This window comes from Enterobacteriaceae endosymbiont of Neohaemonia nigricornis (assembly GCF_012571795.1).
Lineage (GTDB): Bacteria > Pseudomonadota > Gammaproteobacteria > Enterobacterales > Enterobacteriaceae.
Map to the genome: position 1 here is coordinate 180373 of NZ_CP046222.1, position 21227 is coordinate 201599.

The 21227-nt window shown below is 22.8% G+C and carries 16 protein-coding genes and 2 tRNA genes; 3 read left to right on the top strand and 15 right to left on the bottom strand.

Translation table 11 applies throughout. From position 1 onward, the window contains the following. From mutL to GJT85_RS00885, 5 genes are all read right to left on the bottom strand, one after another. A complete protein-coding gene (mutL, locus tag GJT85_RS00865) occupies positions 1–1689 on the bottom strand; it encodes a DNA mismatch repair endonuclease MutL (RefSeq protein ID WP_208754348.1) in 1689 nt (562 codons plus the stop codon). Positions 1690–1732: 43 nt separating this feature from the next. Then, positions 1733–1806, bottom strand: a tRNA-Gly gene (locus GJT85_RS00870). Positions 1807–1891: 85 nt separating this feature from the next. Then, the gene (gene orn, locus GJT85_RS00875) at positions 1892–2419 is read right to left on the bottom strand and encodes an oligoribonuclease (protein ID WP_211080555.1); all 528 of its coding nucleotides are present in this window, start codon (positions 2417–2419) and stop codon (positions 1892–1894) included. 128 nt (positions 2420–2547) lie between these two features. Continuing rightward, positions 2548–3546 (bottom strand): elongation factor P--(R)-beta-lysine ligase, encoded by a 999-nt coding sequence (gene epmA, locus GJT85_RS00880; protein WP_246212320.1) that lies wholly within the window; start codon positions 3544–3546, stop codon positions 2548–2550. After that, on the bottom strand, positions 3527–4096 hold the full coding sequence (locus tag GJT85_RS00885; RefSeq protein ID WP_208754349.1) for an elongation factor P: 570 nt from the start codon (positions 4094–4096) through the stop codon (positions 3527–3529). Before GJT85_RS00885 ends, epmA begins: the two co-directional genes overlap by 20 nt. A 62-nt stretch (positions 4097–4158) precedes the next feature. Here GJT85_RS00885 and GJT85_RS00890 point away from each other — a divergent pair, with 62 nt between their 5' ends. Beyond that, entirely contained in the window at positions 4159–5127 is a 969-nt protein-coding gene (locus GJT85_RS00890) for a KamA family radical SAM protein (RefSeq protein ID WP_211080552.1), read from the top strand. 101 nt (positions 5128–5228) lie between these two features. On the opposite strand, the gene groL is transcribed toward GJT85_RS00890, so the two are convergent. Both groL and GJT85_RS00900 read right to left on the bottom strand, forming a co-directional pair. After that, complete coding sequence (groL, locus tag GJT85_RS00895; protein WP_208754351.1) at positions 5229–6875, bottom strand: chaperonin GroEL; 1647 nt, start codon at positions 6873–6875, stop codon at positions 5229–5231. A 71-nt stretch (positions 6876–6946) separates the two neighbouring features. Beyond that, on the bottom strand, positions 6947–7237 hold the full coding sequence (locus GJT85_RS00900; protein ID WP_208754352.1) for a co-chaperone GroES: 291 nt from the start codon (positions 7235–7237) through the stop codon (positions 6947–6949). A 248-nt stretch (positions 7238–7485) separates the two neighbouring features. Between GJT85_RS00900 and GJT85_RS00905 the strand changes: the two genes are divergently transcribed. Then, positions 7486–8763 carry an anaerobic C4-dicarboxylate transporter family protein gene (locus GJT85_RS00905; protein ID WP_208754353.1) on the top strand — a complete coding sequence of 426 codons (1278 nt, stop codon included), beginning with the start codon at positions 7486–7488 and terminating at the stop codon, positions 8761–8763. Positions 8764–8836: 73 nt separating this feature from the next. Beyond that, a tRNA-Phe gene (locus tag GJT85_RS00910) sits at positions 8837–8909 on the top strand. Positions 8910–8991: 82 nt separating this feature from the next. On the opposite strand, the gene GJT85_RS00915 is transcribed toward GJT85_RS00910, so the two are convergent. From GJT85_RS00915 to ilvG, 8 genes are all read right to left on the bottom strand, one after another. Continuing rightward, positions 8992–9957 (bottom strand): tRNA-modifying protein YgfZ, encoded by a 966-nt coding sequence (locus GJT85_RS00915; RefSeq protein WP_208754354.1) that lies wholly within the window; start codon positions 9955–9957, stop codon positions 8992–8994. Between the two features lie 107 nt (positions 9958–10064). Next, positions 10065–13289, bottom strand: a complete 3225-nt coding sequence (gene carB / locus GJT85_RS00920) for a carbamoyl-phosphate synthase large subunit (RefSeq protein WP_208754355.1) — start codon at positions 13287–13289, stop codon at positions 10065–10067. A gap of 3 nt (positions 13290–13292) precedes the next feature. Next, positions 13293–14444 carry a glutamine-hydrolyzing carbamoyl-phosphate synthase small subunit gene (carA, locus tag GJT85_RS00925; RefSeq protein WP_281351812.1) on the bottom strand — a complete coding sequence of 384 codons (1152 nt, stop codon included), beginning with the start codon at positions 14442–14444 and terminating at the stop codon, positions 13293–13295. A 218-nt stretch (positions 14445–14662) separates the two neighbouring features. Beyond that, on the bottom strand, positions 14663–16132 hold the full coding sequence (gene ilvC, locus GJT85_RS00930) for a ketol-acid reductoisomerase (RefSeq protein ID WP_208754356.1): 1470 nt from the start codon (positions 16130–16132) through the stop codon (positions 14663–14665). A gap of 216 nt (positions 16133–16348) precedes the next feature. Next, positions 16349–18196, bottom strand: a complete 1848-nt coding sequence (gene ilvD, locus GJT85_RS00935) for a dihydroxy-acid dehydratase (RefSeq protein ID WP_208754357.1) — start codon at positions 18194–18196, stop codon at positions 16349–16351. A gap of 33 nt (positions 18197–18229) precedes the next feature. Then, entirely contained in the window at positions 18230–19156 is a 927-nt protein-coding gene (locus tag GJT85_RS00940; protein WP_208754358.1) for a branched-chain amino acid transaminase, read from the bottom strand. 52 nt (positions 19157–19208) lie between these two features. Next, the gene (ilvM, locus tag GJT85_RS00945; protein WP_208754359.1) at positions 19209–19439 is read right to left on the bottom strand and encodes an acetolactate synthase 2 small subunit; all 231 of its coding nucleotides are present in this window, start codon (positions 19437–19439) and stop codon (positions 19209–19211) included. Further along, a complete protein-coding gene (ilvG, locus tag GJT85_RS00950; protein WP_208754360.1) occupies positions 19440–21107 on the bottom strand; it encodes an acetolactate synthase 2 catalytic subunit in 1668 nt (555 codons plus the stop codon). It abuts the gene before it with no gap. Positions 21108–21227: the final 120 nt, after the last annotated feature.

Genomic DNA, 21227 nt, shown 5'->3' on the forward strand with positions numbered 1-21227 from the left:
TTATATATTTATAGGATAAAATAATTTATCTATAAACATAATTTGTTTATTTAACATAAACATTTCATATTCCATTAATAAATTAATAATATTATTATATTGCCATATTTTATTTAAGTTAATAATATAATTAATTAACCAAAATTTTATATCATTTATATTTAAATTTTGTTGCATAGATACATCATATATTAATTTCATAAATAATATATCTATACTAACTGAAAATAGTATAACAGGTATTTTTGTGATAGATATTGTAACATAATTTATTTCATAAAAATTAAAACCTAATAATATTAAATATGTTTTGATCTTTTTATAAAAAAAATATTCTTTATAATTTAATGTAATAAATAAACTAATATTTACTGTTTTAATTTTATTATTTTGAATAATATGATAACTCATTATATTATATAAATATAATAATTCCAATTCTTTAATAAAAATTTTATATAAAATATCTTTTTTTAGTACAATAATATATTTATTATGTAAAATAGTTAATATTGTACCAAAATTTTTAAAATTATATAATGGATAATTATTTAAGGAAATAATATCTATATTTTTATTATGTATCAATAAATTATGTTTAATATTATTAATATTTTTTTTTATAATTTTTTTTTTTGTATTAAAAAAATTATATTTATCTACGTTAGAAGTAATATTTTTATTTTTAAATATATTATTTTTATATATAAATTTATTTATAATACTATAATAGATTAAATTATATATAGATTTAATATCATAAAACGTTACATCTGTTTTTTTTGGATGTATATTTACATTAATTTTATGCGATAATATTGTTAAATAAATAATAAATGAATATTTAATATTTTTTATATTTTGATTTTGATTATATAATATTGTTTGTATAGTTCTATTTATAAAAGTATTATGAATAATACGTTTATTTACAAAAATATATCTACTAGATAAATTATTATTAAAACTTAACCAACCAGATATTTTATAATGTTTATATATATAACGTATATGAAAACTATTTTTAATAAAATCTATACCACATATTTTTTTAATTCTTTTTATATAAGACAAATTATTTGTAACTTTTTCAAAATTATAAATTATTTTTTTATTATAATAAAATATAATTTTTATATGAAATGATATTAAAACAATAGCTTTAATAACATTTTTAATATAAATAAATTCAATTCTTTCATCAGATAAAAATTTTTTTTTAACCGGAATATTATAAAATAGATCAGATATAAATATCGTAGTTCCCTTAGGATGAGCTATAGGATATAAATATATTTGTTTATTACAACCTTGTGTATATAGTTTCCAGCCTACTTTTTGTGTATTAGTATTAGATAAAATAGTTATTTTAGATATATTTTTTATACTAGATAATGCTTCACCTCTAAATCCAAAGGTTTTAATCTTGTTTAAATCATGAAAATGTTTTATTTTACTTGTTGTATATCTATTTATACATAATAATAAATCATTTTTATTCATACCTAAACCATTATCATATATTTCAATTATTTTCATGCCACCTTTTTCAATATTAATCTTAATATTAGTAGATTTAGCATCAATACTATTTTCAATTAATTCTTTTACAACCGAAGATGGTCTATCTATAATTTCTCCAGAAGTAATTTTTTGAATAGTGTCTGCTGATAATGTTTTAATAGACATATATAAGACAATATAAAATTAGTAGAAAAAATATAAAATAATAAGCGGGAAACGAGATTCGAACTCGCGACCCCAACCATGGCAAGGTTGTGCTCTACCATACTGAGCTATTCCCGCAATATATTTTATATATTAATAAATAAAATATAATATCACTTATAATAAATTTATATTTATTATTTTGTCAATATATTTTCAATAATTATAAACAAAAAATAAATTTTTTATAGAATTTTAATTCTTTTATAGATTCATAAATATCATCTATAGCATGATGTGTTTTTATCTTACTAAAATTTTTGTAAATTTGAGGATGCCATATTTTTACTAATTCTTTAATTGTACTTACATCTATATTACGATAATGAAAATAATTTTCTAAATTAGGCATATAATTATAAAGAAATCTTCTGTCTTGACAAATACTATTACCACACATAGGAGCAGTTTGTGGTGGAACCCATAATTTTAAAAAATTTAAAATAATTTTTTCTGCCTGTTGTTCATTAATTTTACTACTTTTTACTTTATCAATTAACCCATTTTTATAATGTATATTTTTATTCCATGAATCCATACTACATATTATGTTATTGGGTTGATAAATATTTATTACAATATTATCACTCATAATTTTTAAATCATTATTAGTAATAATTATAGCAATTTCTATAATTTTATCTTTATTAGGATTTAATCCTGTCATTTCTAAATCTATCCATACTAACATAATTACACCACTATTATTTAACGTTATAAAAATATTTTTTATAAGATATTTGTTAAATAAATATTTAATATTATGAATAATGTTATATAAAAAATTATTATATTGTGTATATATCACCATAATCTATATTATGATTGTTTTATCGAAAAACTTATTATGTCATGTATAGATTTGGTTTTACATAAAAACATAATTAAACGATCTAAACCAATAGCCATACCAGAACAATTTGGCATACCAGATTTCATAGCTTTTAATAAATAATAATCTATTTTTTTTTGAGGTAATTTCATTAAACAACGTTTTTTATTATCTTCTTCGAATCTTTTATATTGTTCATCACTACTAGTTAATTCTTGAAACCCATTACCTAATTCTACACCTTTATAAAATAATTCAAATCTAATTGCAATATTATTATTAATCATTTCTGTTGTTTTCTGATAAGCAGGGAAATTATATATTAATACTGGATAGTGAAATCCTAATTTAGGAATAATATAAAGATCAAATAATATTTGAATCATTATATAAATATTTTCATTTTTATTATATAAATGTATTAATTTTAATTTTTTAAATATATTAAACAATATATTATGATTAGTATTAAAAGGATTTATATTCAGAGTACTGAGAAAAATATTTTTATAAGATATCTTTTTAAAAACTGGAAAACGTAAAAATAGAAAAAATTGTTGTACCATATCAATAAGATTATATAAATTAAAATTAGGACAATACCATTCTAACATAGTAAATTCTGGATTATGATATTGCCCATATTCCCCATTTCGAAAACTATGACATATTTGATAAATAGGTTTTTTAATTTTTGCAGCTAATATTCTTTTCATATGGTATTCAGGACTAGTTACTAAATATAATTTTTTGCTATGTTTACTATTATAAACTAATTTAGTAGTTAATTGATGTAAATAAACATTAGTATTTCCTGATTGACTTAATATTGGAGTTTCCACTTCAATAAAATTTCTATTATCAAAAAAATTTCTGATTTGTTTAATAAAATAAGCTCTTTTTATAATATTTTTATTACTAATATTAGGTTTCCATTTCATATTCATTATTTTTAATTTTAATATATTATTTAATTCTAGAAACATATATTTTTTTTCTTATATCTATTTTAATAGTATCACCTATATTTATAAAATTAGGTACTTTAATCATTTCTCCATTACTTAATATTGCTTGTTTATTCATATTATTGATTGTACTATTTTTCATAATAATATTAGTTTTTATAACATTCAGATTTATAAAATTAGGTAATGTTAAAAAAATTGGTAATTTATTCCAAAATGTTATGTTATAATTATATTGTGGTAATAACCATTTTATTTTATTTTTAATAATATTATTATTAATCATAATTTGTTCAAAAGTTTTTTTAAACATAAAATGATAAAAATAGTTTTTTTCACAATATAAATAAATTAGTTGATGTTCAAATATATCTGCAGTATTTAAATGTTCTGTAGATTTAAAAGTTTTATCAAGTAATTTTTCAGTAATTAAATTTCTCATTTTAATCCTAGTAAAAGTTTGACCTTTCCCTGGTTTAATAAATTCACTTTTTTCTATAATATAAGGTTCATTTAAAAAAATAAATTTCATTCCTACTTTAAAATTATTACTAAAATAATTTATCATGATTATCCTTTATCATATAAGGTTACATATATATATTAAATATATTTATGGTATATAATTTTATGAAAGAAATATGGCAAAAACAATTATCAAATATTATTAATAATAATAATTATATTAAAATATTTCATACACAAAAAAATATTAAATTATTTCTTATAAAAGAAAATTACAAATATTTTTCAGTTAAAATACCTCACAATTTTATAAAAAATATAAAATATAATGATCTAAATGATCCAATATTATTACAATTTATTCCTTGTCAAGAAGAAACAATTATATATAATAACTATACAAAAAATCCATTAAATGAAACATATCAAATACCAGGAATGTTACATAAATATGAAAATAGATTATTAATATTATTAACTGGAATATGTGCTATACATTGTAGATATTGTTTTCGTAAAAATACAAAAAATAATTTTTATTTAAAAAACGAAAATTGGAATAAAATTTTATTATATATAAAAAAAAATATACATATTAATGAAATTATTTTTTCTGGTGGTGATCCCTTAATGATACAAGATAATAAATTAAATAATTTTATTAAAGACATAGTAAAAATAACACATATTAAAATATTAAGAATACATACCAGAATGATTTCAATACTGCCATCACGTATCACAACGAATTTATTAAAAATTTTACAAATGCATACAATTAAAATTGTAATTGTTACACATATAAATCATGCTAATGAAATTACTTTAGAATTATATAAAAAAATTATATTACTTAAAAACATTGGCATAACAATTCTTAATCAAAGTGTTCTACTTAAAAATATTAATGATCACCCAAATATTTTAATAAAACTAAGTAATAAATTATTTAATATAGGAATTATACCTTATTATTTACATATTTTAGATAAAGTTCATGGTAGCAAACATTTCTTTGTTTCAGAAAAAAAAGCTTTAAATATTATAAAATCAATAAAAACAAAACTATCAGGTTTTTTAATACCTAAAGTGGTAAAAGAAATAAAATATCAAAATAAAAAATATATTTGTTAATTTAATATTAAAAGACAAAAGCTGTGCTTTTTAATTTATAAGCACAGCTTTTATCAATATATTAATAATTAAAATATTTTAAATATTAAATGTAATTTAAATTACATCATACCACCCATTCCACCACCCATTCCACCTGGAGGTGTATTATTCATTTCTACTTTTTCATCTTTTGGTAAATCAGTAATCATACATTCTGTAGTAATCATAAGACCAGCAACAGATGCTGAATATTGTAATGCTGATCTTGTTACTTTAGTTGGATCTAAAATACCAAATTTGATCATATCACCATACTCTTCACTTGCAGCATTATAACCATAATTACCATGTCCATCTTTTACATTATTAGCAACTACAGATGGTTCTTCACCTGAATTAAATACTATTTGACGTAAAGGAGCTTCCATAGCTCTTAATGCAACTTTAATACCCATATTTTGATCTTCATTATTACCAGTAAGATTCATTAATTTTGCTGCTACACGTACTAAAGCAACACCACCACCGGCAACAACACCTTCCTCTACAGCAGCTCTAGTAGCATGTAAAGCATCTTCTACTCTAGCTTTTTTTTCTTTCATTTCTACTTCTGTTGCCGCACCTACTTTAAGTACTGCAACACCACCAGCTAATTTTGCCACTCTCTCTTGTAATTTTTCACGATCATAATCAGAAGTAGCTTCATCAATTTGTTGTCTGATTTGTTTAACACGTCCAGAAATGTCTTGCTGTTGACCCATACCATCTATAATAGTTGTAGTATCTTTATTAATAACTATACGTTTTGCTTGTCCTAAATCATCTAGTGTAGTTTTTTCTAATTCTAAACCTATTTCTTCAGAAATAACATTTCCACCTGTTAAAACAGCAATATCTTGTAACATTGCTTTACGACGATCACCAAAACCAGGTGCTTTAACAGCTGCTACTTTAACAACACCACGCATAGTGTTTACTACTAAAGTTGCTAATGCTTCACCATCTACATCTTCTGCAATAATTAATAATGATTTACTTGCCTTAGCTACCATTTCTAATACAGGTAATATTTCACGAATATTAGATAGTTTTTTATCTACTAATAAAATATAAGGATGTTCTAATTCTACAGTACCTGATTCAGATTTATTAATAAAATAAGGAGATAGATAACCTCTATCAAATTGCATACCTTCTACAACATCTAACTCATCTTGTAAACCACTACCTTCTTCTACTGTAATCACACCCTCTTTCCCAACTCTCTCCATAGCTTTTGCTATAAGGTCACCTACTGCTTCATCAGCATTAGCTGAGATAGTACCTACTTGTGCAATAGATTTAGAATCAGAACAAGGTACAGATAAAACTTTTAATTCTTCTACAGCTGCAATAACTGCTTTATCAATACCTCTTTTTAAATCCATAGGATTCATACCAGCAGCAACAGCTTTTAAACCTTCGCTTACAATAGCTTGTGCTAACACACTAGCTGTTGTAGTACCATCACCTGCCACATCATTAGCTTTGGAAGCAACTTCTTTAACCATTTGTGCTCCCATATTTTCAAACTTATCTTCTAATTCAATTTCTCTTGCAACAGTTACACCATCTTTAGTAATGGCAGGGGCACCAAAAGATTTATCTAAAACTACATTTCTACCTTTTGGACCTAAAGTAATTTTTACTGCATCTGCTAATATATTAACACCTCTTAACATTTTTATGCGAGCATCATTACCAAATTTTACATCTTTAGCTGACATTTTATGTATCCTTAATTTAATGTTTATTAATTAAGCTAGGTATATTTAATAAATATAGATAATCTATTTAATTATTTAACAATAGCTAAAATATCACTTTCTGACATGATTAAAAATTCATCATTATCAATTTTTTCTGTTTTAACATTATAACCATCATTAAATATAACAATATCACCTTTTTTCACATCTAATGGTTTTACTGTTCCGTTATCTAGTATACGTCCTTTACCTACAGCAATAACTTCACCTCTAGTAGATTTACCTGCTGCGGAACCTGTTAATACAATTCCACCAGCTGATTTTGACTCAACTTCTTGACGTTTTACAATAACGCGATCATGTAATGGACGAATATTCATTTTTAATTATTCTCCTTTTTGAAGAAGTCTATAACATATATTATTAAATTAATATAATTAAATTTATTTAATCAATGTGACCAGAAAGATAAGGACTTATATACTCTGTTTCAAGTCCTATATATATTTTTTTTATTTTAATTTTTAATATTTTAAAAGATATATTATTATTAAATATATATTAACATTTATATTTTTATTTATATCTTCTGATATATAAGTTTTTAGGTTAAAATTAAGGTTTAAATATGTTAATTATTGAATTTATCATAGTCCTCACACTTATATGTTTAGGTAATAAATTCGGAGGTATTGGGTTAGGATTATGTAGTTATGTTGGTGTATTAATTTTAACATTATTTTTTCATCAACCTGTTGGAGATATTCCATTTGATGTAGTAGAAATTATATTAGCTGTTATTATTACTATTTCTACATTACATTTAGCTGGTGGTATTAACTACATAATATTTTATATAGATAAAATATTATCTAATAAACCTAAATATATTATTATTATAGCACCTATGATGACATATTTTATAACAATTATTACAGGAACTAGTTATACTGCATTATTTATTTTTCCTATAATACTAAATATTACAAAAAAATATGGGATTAAACCTGTTTATGCATTATCCATATCTGTAATAGCATCTCAAATAGCTGTTATTGCTTCACCAATATCAGCATCTTTAATACTTTTATCTAAATTATTAAATCCTCTAGGTGTTAGTTATAATAAATTATTATTGATTTTGATTCCCTCGACATTTATATCAGTTTTAATAACATCTATTATTTTAAGTTATTGGTATAAATTATATAACAAAAAAAAATATGTTTATAATAATCAAATCTTACAAAATATTTATTTATTAAATAATAAAAGTAAATATTCTTTAATTATATTTATTATAGGTATTATTATTATGTTAGTATATAATACTGTTATAAGTAGTATATACAAACAAAATATTATTTTACCTAGAACTGAATCAATTATATTGTTTATGTTTACGATATCATTATTTATATCTCTTATATGTAAAATATCATTTAATCAAATTACACAAACAAAAATTTTTCAGTCTGGTATAAATTCTTGTATATGTGTTATGGGAGTATCTTGGTTAAGTAATACTTTTATTAATGCTAATATAGAAATAATAAAATTTTATATATTATATATTATTAAATATAAACCAGGAATGTTATCAATAATTTTGTGTTTAATAACTTCATTATTTTATTCTCAAGCAGCAACAACAAAAACTATTATACCTCATTTAATTGAATTAAAAATTCCATTAGACATGATTATTAGTACCTTTCCTGCAGTATCTGCATTATTTTTATTACCTACTTATCCCACAATGTTACATGCTATACAAATAGATGATACTAAATCAACTAAAACAGGTACATATATAATTAATCATTCATTTTTTATACCAGGATTAATAGTAACAACATTATCTATAAGTATAGATTTAATACTTGTCAATTTTATTTTAAAATAATGAATTATATTTCATATAAAACTCTTGACGTATTATACTAAATATTGTCATAATAAATTCGTATTTAAATATTGCCCGGATAGCTCAGTTGGTAGAGCAGTGGACTGAAAATCCCCGTGTCGGTGGTTCAATTCCACCTTCGGGCATATTTTTTATACGGTAACAAATATAATATTATATTTTTATAATTATACTATTGATTTTATAACTATTATATATTATCAATAATTAAAAATTTTTAATAATAAAATTACTTTGTTTGTCTTCTATGAATCTAATATTATTAATATTATGAATATTAATATTATTACGTAATAATACTTGTATCCACCAAATATTATTTTTAAAATTATATAAAGTTAAAATTTTACTACTGATAAAAGTATATTTATTTAACAAATAATCTGTTTTTATTTCTAATAAACTGTGTATTTGAGGTTTAATTTTATTAATTTTTCCTTCTAATAAATATAGTTTGTGTGTATTGATTTTTTTTAAAAAATATCTGTTTAATATTTCCTGTCCTAAATAACAACCCTTATTCAAATCAATAGCATAAAAATTATTCATATTTACTTGTTGTGGTATAAATTTTCCAAAATTATAATTATCAATAATAGGATAACCAATTTCCATATTAAATTTAGTCCAAAAATCACTATTATATAATGGTATATGAGCTTGATTAAGATATTTTATTACCTTATCATAAGTATTAGAATTTAAAATTATTAAATATCTATTTACAGGTGTTAAAAATTTTAAAAAAATATTTTTTTTATATATAAAAAATAATTTATTGGTTTTATAATATTTAAATATAATACTTATTATTTGATCTATATTGAATCCAGAACATCCTAAGATTTTTTTATCAGAACATTGAATATTTATATTATAAATTTTTGTATATTTTTTAATAAAATTAAAATATGATTGTACTATATTAGTTCTAATGATATATCCATAATAATTTAAATCACATTGAAAAATTTGCATATTAGTTAACATTTTACCTTGTGCAGTACAATGTGATGCATAATAAAAATTATGATTATTTATTTTATTCATATCAATTGTTAGCTGATTTTGTAAAAAATTTTTGCTATCTGGCCCCTTTATAGTAATTAATTTCCATTCATCTAATTGCATAAATCTTAATACATTATTATTTAATTGATTATGTTTTAACATTGTATATTTTACTGTTTAATTATTTATTTTGAAAATTAAATATATATTTATGATTAAATAATATATTATAAAATATACAATGTTAAATTAAAATATAATAATAAATATTAATAATGTTTTTTTAAATTTTTATGTAATTCTTGTAAAGCATAGACATGATGTTTTGGATTACTTTTCATTGATAAAATTGTAGCAATAGCACTACTAATAGTAGTATTGTAATAAATATTATTTTGTAAAGCATAAATACGAATAAATTTAGATGATTTAATAGATTTTTTATCTGTAGTATTAATAATATAAGTATATTTTTTATTTTTAATATTATTAAAAATATTAGATTTTAATTTTATATTTTTTTCTACTATTGTTACTTTTAACTTAGATTGTTTTAAAACTTTAGCAGTGCCATGTGTTGCTTCAATATTAAAACCATATTGAATTAATTGTTTTGCTAATGGAATGATATATTCTTTATCTTGATTTTTTACAGAAATTAATACTATACCTTTTTTACAAATATTATTTTTAGAACTTAATATAGCTTTTCCGAAAGCTTCTGCAAAAGTTCTTCCCAACCCCATAACTTCACCAGTGGATCTCATTTCAGGTCCTAAAATAGGATCTATCCCATAAAATTTATCAAATGGTAATATAACTTCTTTTACAGCAAAATAATTAGGAATAATTTCTTTAGTAACATGTAATTCAGATAATTTTTTACCTATCATAACTAATGCTCCTATTTTAGCCATAGGTATACCAATTGCTTTTGAAATAAAAGGAATAGTACGTGATGCTCTCGGATTAACTTCTATTAAATATATTATGTTATTTTTTATAGCAAACTGAATATTTATTAATCCACAAATTTTTAATGTCATAGCTATTTTTCTAACTTGTGATTTAATATTATTTATAATATCTTTAGTCAAAGTTCGTGTAGGTAAAGAACAAGCAGAATCTCCAGAATGTATTCCAGCATGTTCAATATGTTCCATAATACCACCAATAAAAACTTCTGTTTTATCACAAATAGCATCAACATCTACTTCAATAGCATTATCTAAAAATTTATCCAATAATATTGGCATATCTTCTTTAATATGATGATTATAATATTTTTGTAATTCATTTTGATTATATATTATTTCCATAGATCTCCCACCTAAAACATATGATGGACGTATTACTATAGGATAGCCAATAATATTTGATTTATGTATAGCATCAACTAAATTATTAACAATATAATTATCAGGTTGTTTAAGTTTTAATTTTTGAATAATATTTTTAAATTTTTCTCTATTTTCAGCAATATCAATAGTATTAGATGAAGTGCCTAAAATATTTACTCCAAATTTAACTAATAAAGAAGATAAATTTAAAGGAGTTTGTCCACCGTATTGAATAATAACACCCTTAGGTTGTTCAATTCTAATAATTTCTAATATATTTTCTAAATTTAATGGTTCAAAATATAAACGATTAGAGATATCATAATCAGTAGAAACAGTTTCAGGATTACAATTAATCATAATAGTTTCAAAATTATTATGACGTAATGCTAAAGATGCATGAACACAACAATAATCAAATTCAATGCCTTGTCCTATACGATTTGGACCACTACCTAAAATAATAACTTTATTTTTATTATTAGTTACATATGCTTCACATTCAGTACTATAAGTAGAATATATATAAGCAGTATTAGTATTAAATTCTGCTGCACATGTATCTACTCTTTTATATACAGGATGTATATTACAGTTATAACGTAATATTCTAATATTTTCTTCAGTAGAATTAACTAAAATTGCTATTCTTTTATCTGAAAAACCTTTTTGTTTTAATAAGAAAAAAAAATCTTTATTTTTTAAACATTTTATACCTGTATGAATAATTTTATGTTCGATATTTATTAATTCTTGTATTTGATGTAAAAACCATATATCTATTTTTGAAAAAAAATGTATATTATTTATAGATAATCCTAATCTAAAAGCATCAGCTATAAATCTAATTCGTTCAGGACCTGGATATTGTAATTCATATATAATTTTATCAATATTATCTTTATTTTTTATAAAAATTTTAGAATCAAATCCACTAAGATTAGTATCTAAACTACACAATGCTTTTTGAATAGATTCTTGAAAATTTTTACCAATAGCCATTACTTCACCAACAGATTTCATTTGTGTTGTTAATCTATCATTAACATTATAAAATTTTTCAAAATTAAATTTAGGTATTTTAGTTACTATATAATCAACAGTAGGCTCAAAAGCAGCAGAAATTTTATCACTTGTGATATCATTAGTTAATTCATCGAGAGTATACCCTACAGATAATTTTGCTGATATTTTAGCTATAGGAAACCCTGTTGCTTTAGATGCTAATGCTGAAGAACGTGATACACGAGGATTCATTTCAATTACCACTAATTTGCCATTTTTAGGATTTACAGCAAATTGTACATTAGCACCTCCAGAATTTACACCTATAGCTTCCATAATAGAAATAGCAGCGTTTCTCATGTTTTGATATTCTTTATCAGATAAAGTTTGTGCTGGTGCAACAGTAATAGAATCACCAGTATGTATACCCATAGGATCAATATTTTCAATAGAACAAACAATAATACAATTTCCATTTTTATCTCTAATAACTTCCATTTCATATTCTTTCCAACCCATTAATGATTCGTCAATAATTAATTCATTAATAGGTGATAAATCTATACCATTGAGACATAATTGTTTAAATTCTTCTAAATTATATGCAATTCCACCTCCACTGCCTCCCATAGTAAATGAAGGACGTATAATACATGGAAAACCTATTTGATTTACACAATTTAATGCTTCTTTAAGATTATGTACAGTATAAGATACTGCCATATTTAATCCGATTTGTTTAACTATATTACTGAATGTATTTCTATTTTCTGCTTTATGTATAGCTTCTATTGTTATGCCAATGATAGATATGTTAAATTTTTTTAAAATATTTTTTTCATGTAATTTTAATACACAATTTAAAGCCGTTTGACCTCCCATAGTAGGCAAAATTGCATCAGGTTTCTCTTTTTCAATAATTTTAGCAATAATTTCCCATTGTATTGGTTCAATATAAGTTACATCTGCAATATCAGGATCGGTCATAATCGTTGCAGGATTAGAATTAACAAGAATTAACTTATATCCTTCTTTTTTTAAGGTTTTACAAGCCTGTGTTCCTGAATAATCAAATTCACATGCTTGTCCAATAACAATAGGTCCAGAACCTATAATAATAATACTTTTTATATCAGTACGTTTTGGCATATTTTATATACTCTTATATTTCTTATAACAATATTTGTGTATTAATTTTATAAAATAATCAAATAAAATAGATATATCATGTGGTCCTGGATTAGCTTCTGGATGTCCTTGAAAACCAAAAGCTGGTTTATAACGATGATGTATTCCTTGTATAGTGCCATCAAAAAGTGATATATGTGTAATATATAAGTTTTTTGGAAAATTATTATGATTTACTGTAAAACCGTGATTTTGAGCAGTAATAAATATTTTATTGGTTTTTAAATCTTTAACTGGATGGTTACTACCATGATGTCCTATAATCATTTTTGTTATTATAGCATTATTAGCTAATGCTAATAATTGATGTCCTAAACAAATACCAAAAATAGGTATATCTGTTTTTAATATTTTTTTAATTGTATTAATAATAAATGTACATGGTTGTGGATCTCCAGGACCATTAGATAAAAAAATACCATCAGGATTTAAATTCATTACTTCTTCAAAAGAAGTGTATGCATTTATTACAGTAATACGACATCCACGTAATACTAACATATTAAGTATATTGGTTTTAATACCAAAGTCATACGCTATGATATGCATAATAGAATTATTATGTTTAATATGTAGTTTATTAAAAATATAGGAATAATTCATTGTAGTTGTAATTTTTTTAACTAAATTAATTCCTGATAATCCTGGTGAAGATTTTATTTTTTTTATTAGTATATCTTTATTAATATTATTTTGTCCTGTAATAATACATCCTTTATTAATTTTTTTATTACGTAATAATCTTGTTAATTTTCTAGTATCAATATTTGTAATAGTAATAATATTATTTGTTTGTAAAAATTTTTTTAATGTCATATAACTACGATAACTACTAGCAATTTCAGAAATATTTTGTATAACTAATCCTTTTAAATATATTTTAGATGATTCATTATCTTCTAAAGAAATACCAACATTACCGATATGTGGATAAGTTAATATTACAATTTGTTGAAAATAAGATGGATCTGTAATAATTTCTTGATATCCTGTCATAGAAGTATTAAAAACTAATTCTCCTGTTACTATCCCTTTTACTCCAATAGATTTTCCTGTAAATATTGTACTATCTTCCATAATTAACCATGCTTTATCATTAAACAAAGAATCCTCCAAAATATTATTTTTTAAAAAATGTATAAAACATAAAATTATTTAATAATATTATTTATTAATTTATTAAATATTTACATTTTATTTATAGATAAAATAATGAATTATTTATATAAAGTATTTGAATAAAAATATAAAATATATGACATAATAAAATATATAAATTATATACTCTCTTTTAATATCAAGAGAGAGTATATTATAATATATTAATATTGATTTTAATATGTAAAAGACTTCATATTTGTCATATATTTACGTAAAATATTGCCTGTTATTTCAATAGGATGATTATGAATATTATTATTTATTTCCATTAAATTAATATTAGTAATGTTTATAGTAGGTTTAATAATACCTATATCTTCATTATTTAAATTCAATATAAAATCCTTTAATAAAGGTATAGCTCTATTAGTAAATAAATAATTACCATATTCAGCTGTATCAGATATTACTCTATTCATTTCATACAATTTTTTTCTTTTAATAGTATTAGCTATTAAAGGTAATTCATGCAATGATTCATAATATGCTGATTCTGATGATATTCCTGTTTCTTGCATAATTTCATAAGATAATTCAACACTAGCTTTAATAATAGCTATCATAAAGATACCACGTTCAAAAACTATTTTTTCTGTAACAATTTGTTTATTATTAACAATACTTTTTTCAAATATATTTTGTTGATATTTGTTTCTCCAATGAAGTAAATCATTATCATTATTTTTCCAATCTGATATAAGATTTTTTGTAAATTGTCCAGAAATAATATCATCCATATGTTTTTTAAATAATGGTTTGAGTATTTTTTTTAATATTAGAGATAATTGATATGCATGTATTTTACTATAATTATCTAATCTATCCATCATTAAACTAATACCACCACATTTTAAGGATTCAGTAATATATTCCCAACCAAATTGAATAAATTGTGATGCATATATATGATCTACATTTTCATTAATTAGTTTTTGAAAAAATAAAATAGATGCTGTTTGTAACATTCCACATAATACTGTTTGTTCACCCATTAAATCAGACTTAACTTCTGCTATAAAAGAAGATTCTAATACTCCAGCTCTATGACTGCCTATAGCTACAGCCCAAGCTTTTGTTATATCTAAAGCATATTGTTTATTAGTATATTGATGAATAGCAATTAATGCAGGTACACCAAAATTTTTTTTATATTCTTCCCTTACTTCAGTACCAGGACATTTTGGTGCAACCATAATAACATTAATATTATTTGGTATTTGTTCACCTTCTTCTATAATATTAAAACCATGAGAATATCCTAACGTTGCATTTTGTTTCATTAAATGTTTTATATTTTTTAATACAATATTATGATATTTATCTGGTGTTAAATTAATTATTAAATCTGCTTGTGGTATTAATTCCTCATATGTACCAACAACAAATTGATTATTAATTGCTCTTTGCCAAGATTGATTTTGATTTTTTATTGCGTTATGTGTTAATACATAAGAGATATTTAATCCAGAATCCCTCATATTTAATCCCTGATTTAACCCTTGTGCACCACATCCAATAATAACAATATTTTTATTTTTTAATATATCAACTCCATACATAAATTCTTTTATATGCATTAATCTAGATTTTTGTAAATTTTTTAATTTTTCACGAAAATTCAAGTTATTAAAATAATTATTCATAAATATAAACCTTATATAAAGTTATATACAATTTATTATATAGTTCTATATATGAAAAATATTATAAAAATGTTTACTTATTAATAAAATAATATTTTTACTAATATTTTTCATAATAAATAATATTATATATAATATTTATAAAAAAATATAATTTAAAAAAAGTTGTGTTTTATATTAAATAATTATATTTAAAATATATAATATTTAATAGTTTTATAATTTATTTTTATCTCTTACTGCACCTTTATCAGCTCCAGTGACTAAAGCCGCATAAGCTTTTAATGATATAGATATATTTCTATGTCTTTTAATTTTAGGAGTATAGGATAAATATCCTCTATTTTGCTCTATCTGTATTCTTTTTTGTATTATTGTAGAAGAAACATTTAAATGTATTGTTCGATTAGGTATATTAATTTCTATAATATCATTATTTTCAATTATAGAAATTAAACCTTTGTTAGCTGCTTCTGGTGATATATGACCAATAGATAAACCAGAAGAACCTCCAGAAAAACGTCCATCAGTAATTAAAGCGCAACTTTTATCTAAATTCATAGATTTTAAATATGATGTAGGATATAACATTTCTTGCATGCCTGGACCACCTTTTGGACCTTCATACCTTATAACTATAACATCACCAGGACATATTTCTTTATGTAAAATACCATATACTGCAGCTTCTTGACTTTCATATACTTTTGCTTTGCCAGTAAAAACTAACAATTTTTTATATACACTAGCTGTTTTTACTACACATCCATTAGTTGCAATATTACCATATAAAACAGCCAATCCACCATCTTTACTAAAAGCATGTTTTATAGATCGTATACACCCATTTATTCTATCATTATCTAATTTATTAAATAAATTATTTTGTGAAAAAGGTATTATAGTTTTTTTATTACCTGGTGCAGACATAAAAAAATTTTGAATTTTTTTATTTTTAGTTAATTGTATATCATAATTATGAATAGTTTCTTCTAAAGTTAAATTCATAATATTTTTAACTTGTGGATATATTAATTTGTTTCTATATAATTCTCCTAATAAACTTATTACTCCACCAGCTCTATGGAAATCTTCAATATAATATTGTTTAGTGCTTGGAGATAACATACATATCCAAGGGATTTGTTTAGATAGTTGATCTATTTCTAATAATTTTAATGAAATATTTGCTTCTTGTGCTAAAGCTAACATATGCAAAATAGTATTAGTAGAACCCCCCATAGCAATATCCATCATAATAGCATTTTTAAATGATTTTTTGTTGGCAATATTTCTAGGTAAAATAGTAATATCATTATGATGATAATATTGTTTAGTAATATTTACTATTGTTTGTGCTGATAAAATGCATAATTTTTTACGTTTAGCATGTGTTGCTAATAAAGTACCATTACCTGGTAATGCTAGACCTAATGCTTCTGTTAAACAATTCATAGAATTTGCAGTAAACATACCAGAACAAGAACCACATGTAGGACAAGCATTTAATTCAATATTATTAATATTTTTTGTTGATTGTTTTATATTTGCTGCATAAACCATAGCATCAACTAAATCTATTTTTTTATCTTCAGAATCTATATTAATTTTACCTGCTTCCATTGGACCACCTGAAATAAATACAGTAGGTATATTTAAACGCAAACTAGCCATTAACATACCTGGTGTAATTTTATCACAGTTAGATATACAAATCATAGCATCAACACAATGAGCATTAATAACATACTCAACAGAATCAGCTATAAGTTCTCTAGATGGTAAAGAATATAACATACCGTTATGTCCCATAGCTATTCCATCATCAATAGCTATTGTATTAAATTCTTTAGCAACTGCACCTTGTCGAATAATTTCTTTAGAAATAATATTTGCTATATCTCGTAAATGTATATGTCCTGGAACAAATTGTGAAAATGAATTTACTACAGCAATAATAGGTTTAGTAAAATCATCATCTTTCATGCCAGTAGCTCTCCATAATGCTCTAGCTCCTGCCATATTACGACCTTGTGTTGTAATTAACGAACGATACTTAGGCATATCAAATCTCTTATATTGTTAAATTATTAATAATTAATGAATATAATCTAACCAATTCCATTGGTCGTATATTTTCCCTTTAAATAAGTTAAAAAAATGTTTCTGAATAATTTGAGTATATTTTCCTATTTCTCCATTATTTATTAATATATCATCTATACTACGTACAGGAGTTATTTCAGCAGCTGTTCCTGTTAAAAACATTTCATCTGCTAAATATAAAGATTCTCTTAATAAATAAGATTCTTTAATTGTTATATGTAACAACTTAGCAATTTTTAAAATTGAATCTCTAGTAATGCCAGGCAATATTGAAGAAGTAATCGGTGGGGTAAATAAAATATGATTTTTTATAATAAAAACATTTTCTCCTGCACCTTCGGCAACAAATCCTAAATGATTTAACGCTATGCCTTCATGATATCCATGACGTCGTGCTTCACTGCCTATTAACAACGAAGATAAATAATTTCCACTAGCTTTAGCTATATTAGATATAGTATTAGGTTGTACTTTATGCCATGATGAAATCATAGTATCAATTCCTTGATTAATTTTATTAGTATTAAGATAATTGTCCCATGGAAAAGCACTAATCATTATATCTGTACAATAATCCTTTGGAGGATGAATACCTAATCCAACATCACCAATAAATACTAAAATTCTAATATAAGCTTCTACAAGATTATTAATTTTAATTATTGAATTTACTGCATGTATAATTTCTTGCATAGAAAATTTTAAAGGTAAACGATAAATTTTAGCAGAATTAAATAAACGTTCAATATGATCTATATGACGGAAAATAGCAGGACCTTTATAAGAATTATAACATCTTATACCTTCGAATACAGAAGTGCCATAATGTAAAGCATGTGTCATAACACTTATTTTTGCTGTTTCCCATTTTATTATATTACCATTTAACCAAATAAAATCTGCTTTTTTGGTAGACATTATTATGTTCCTTATTTTAATTAAAATAGCAGCATTATTTATAGTATTTGGATTATCGAATAATAATATCTAAAACATCAATTAATTTAAATATTTGTTTAACCAATAATTCTATAGTCTTATAACTCATAATAGTTAATTGAAAAAGCATTTTATTAGTATTCTTATCTGTATTCATCTTCATATTGTATAATATAAATCCTCTATGACGTATAATTCTTATTATACGTTCTATAACATCTTGATTAATATTAGTTGTAATATATAAATTATACTGTTTCATTTAATCTTGCTCTATCATATGATCATTACTTTTTCCAGGAGGTACTAATGGCCAAACATTATCATGTTCATTAATAGTTACATGTAATATATAAGCGTTTTGTGTACTTAACATTTGTTTACAACCATTATCAATTTCACTAAATTTATTAATACTACATCCATCTATACCAAAAGCAGAAGCTAATACTATAAAATTCGGATTATCCCATAATATAGTTTCACTATATCTTTTATTAAAAAATATTTGTTGCCATTGTCTTACCATTCCTAAACGTTTATTATCTAATAAAACAATTTTAATGGGTAATTTTTTACGTTTAATAGTACTTAATTCTTGTATATTCATTACAAAAGAACCATCTCCAGAAATACAAATCACTTGATCATCTGGATAAGCAATTTGTGCACCAATTGCTGCTGGTAACCCAAACCCCATAGTGCCTAATCCACTAGAAGTAATAAATTTTCTAGGATGTGAGAAAAACATATGTTGTGCTACCCACATTTGATGTTGTCCTACATCAGTCGTAATAATTGTGTTTTTTTTTAACATATTAGATAATTTATTTAAAAATATAGGAGCATAAATTTTATTATTTATATTATAATTAACATTATAAATCCATGAATATTTCTTTTTAAGTTTTATAATATATTTTTGCCATACAGTAATATTAATAGGTTTAGATAATAATGGGATTATATCTTTAACATCTCCTAATAATGCAATATCTACTAAACAAATTTTATTAATTTCAGCATCATCTATATCTATATGTATAATTTTAGCATTAGGAGCAAATTCTCTTGTATTTCCAGTAACTCTATCATCAAATCTTGCACCAACTGCAATAAGTAAATCACATTGTTGTACTGCATAATTTGCAGCTTTATTACCATGCATGCCTAACATACCTAAATAATATTGATAAGTATGACATATAGTACCTAACCCTTTTAATGTAACTACAGTTGGTATTTTTGTATAATTTATAAATGTTCGTAATATAATAATAGCATTACTAATATTTACTCCACCACCAATATATAAGATTGGCATACTAGATTTTTCTATTAATTTATTAGCTTTAATAATATTACTATTTATACAATTAATAATTTTATTATTTTTACTATTTGCATATTTATTATTATAATCAATAGCTATATTTTTAGCTAATTGTATATCTTTAGGTATGTCAATTAAAACCGGTCCAGGACGATTAGATAATGCAATAATACATGCTTTATTAATTGTATTACATATTTCTGATGGTGATTTAATTAAAAAACTGTGTTTTGTACATCCTAAAGACATACCTATAATATCTGTTTCTTGAAAAGCATCAGTGCCAATTAATGATAATGGTACTTGGCCAGTAATTGCTATAATAGGAATAGAATCTGCCATAGCATCTGCAATACCTGTAATAAGATTTGTCGCACCAGGTCCTGAAGTCGCTATACATACTCCTATACATCCTGTAGAACGCGCATATCCAATAGCGGCCATAGCAGCAGCTTGTTCATGTCTACATAATATATGTTCTATTTGTGCATTATATAATGCATCATATAATGGCATAATAGCTCCACCTGGATAACCAAAAACTGTTTTAATATTATTTATTTGTAATGCATAAATTATGCATTCAGCACCATTCATTAATACTATACCTCTATCTTTTATATTTTTATTGATAAAAATATTATAATATTTTATATTTATATATAAAAATATATAATATATTATTATAAAATGTATATTTTTAACAAATAAAAGAAT

What these genes read in the sequence shown, in the direction of transcription:
- GJT85_RS00900 (WP_208754352.1), bottom strand. Translation starts at nt 7,237, where the DNA reads ATGAATATTCGTCCATTACATGATCGCGTTATTGTAAAACGTCAAGAA.
- epmA (WP_246212320.1), bottom strand. Translation starts at nt 3,546, where the DNA reads ATGTTTCTAGAATTAAATAATATATTAAAATTAAAAATAATGAATATG.
- GJT85_RS00905 (WP_208754353.1), top strand. Translation starts at nt 7,486, where the DNA reads ATGTTAATTATTGAATTTATCATAGTCCTCACACTTATATGTTTAGGT.
- ilvD (WP_208754357.1), bottom strand. Translation starts at nt 18,196, where the DNA reads ATGCCTAAGTATCGTTCGTTAATTACAACACAAGGTCGTAATATGGCA.
- GJT85_RS00885 (WP_208754349.1), bottom strand. Translation starts at nt 4,096, where the DNA reads ATGATAAATTATTTTAGTAATAATTTTAAAGTAGGAATGAAATTTATT.
- GJT85_RS00915 (WP_208754354.1), bottom strand. Translation starts at nt 9,957, where the DNA reads ATGTTAAAACATAATCAATTAAATAATAATGTATTAAGATTTATGCAA.
- ilvG (WP_208754360.1), bottom strand. Translation starts at nt 21,107, where the DNA reads ATGAATGGTGCTGAATGCATAATTTATGCATTACAAATAAATAATATT.
- orn (WP_211080555.1), bottom strand. Translation starts at nt 2,419, where the DNA reads ATGTTAGTATGGATAGATTTAGAAATGACAGGATTAAATCCTAATAAA.
- GJT85_RS00940 (WP_208754358.1), bottom strand. Translation starts at nt 19,156, where the DNA reads ATGTCTACCAAAAAAGCAGATTTTATTTGGTTAAATGGTAATATAATA.
- GJT85_RS00890 (WP_211080552.1), top strand. Translation starts at nt 4,159, where the DNA reads ATGAAAGAAATATGGCAAAAACAATTATCAAATATTATTAATAATAAT.
- mutL (WP_208754348.1), bottom strand. Translation starts at nt 1,689, where the DNA reads ATGTCTATTAAAACATTATCAGCAGACACTATTCAAAAAATTACTTCT.
- groL (WP_208754351.1), bottom strand. Translation starts at nt 6,875, where the DNA reads ATGTCAGCTAAAGATGTAAAATTTGGTAATGATGCTCGCATAAAAATG.
- carB (WP_208754355.1), bottom strand. Translation starts at nt 13,289, where the DNA reads ATGCCAAAACGTACTGATATAAAAAGTATTATTATTATAGGTTCTGGA.
- ilvC (WP_208754356.1), bottom strand. Translation starts at nt 16,132, where the DNA reads ATGAATAATTATTTTAATAACTTGAATTTTCGTGAAAAATTAAAAAAT.
- ilvM (WP_208754359.1), bottom strand. Translation starts at nt 19,439, where the DNA reads ATGAAACAGTATAATTTATATATTACAACTAATATTAATCAAGATGTT.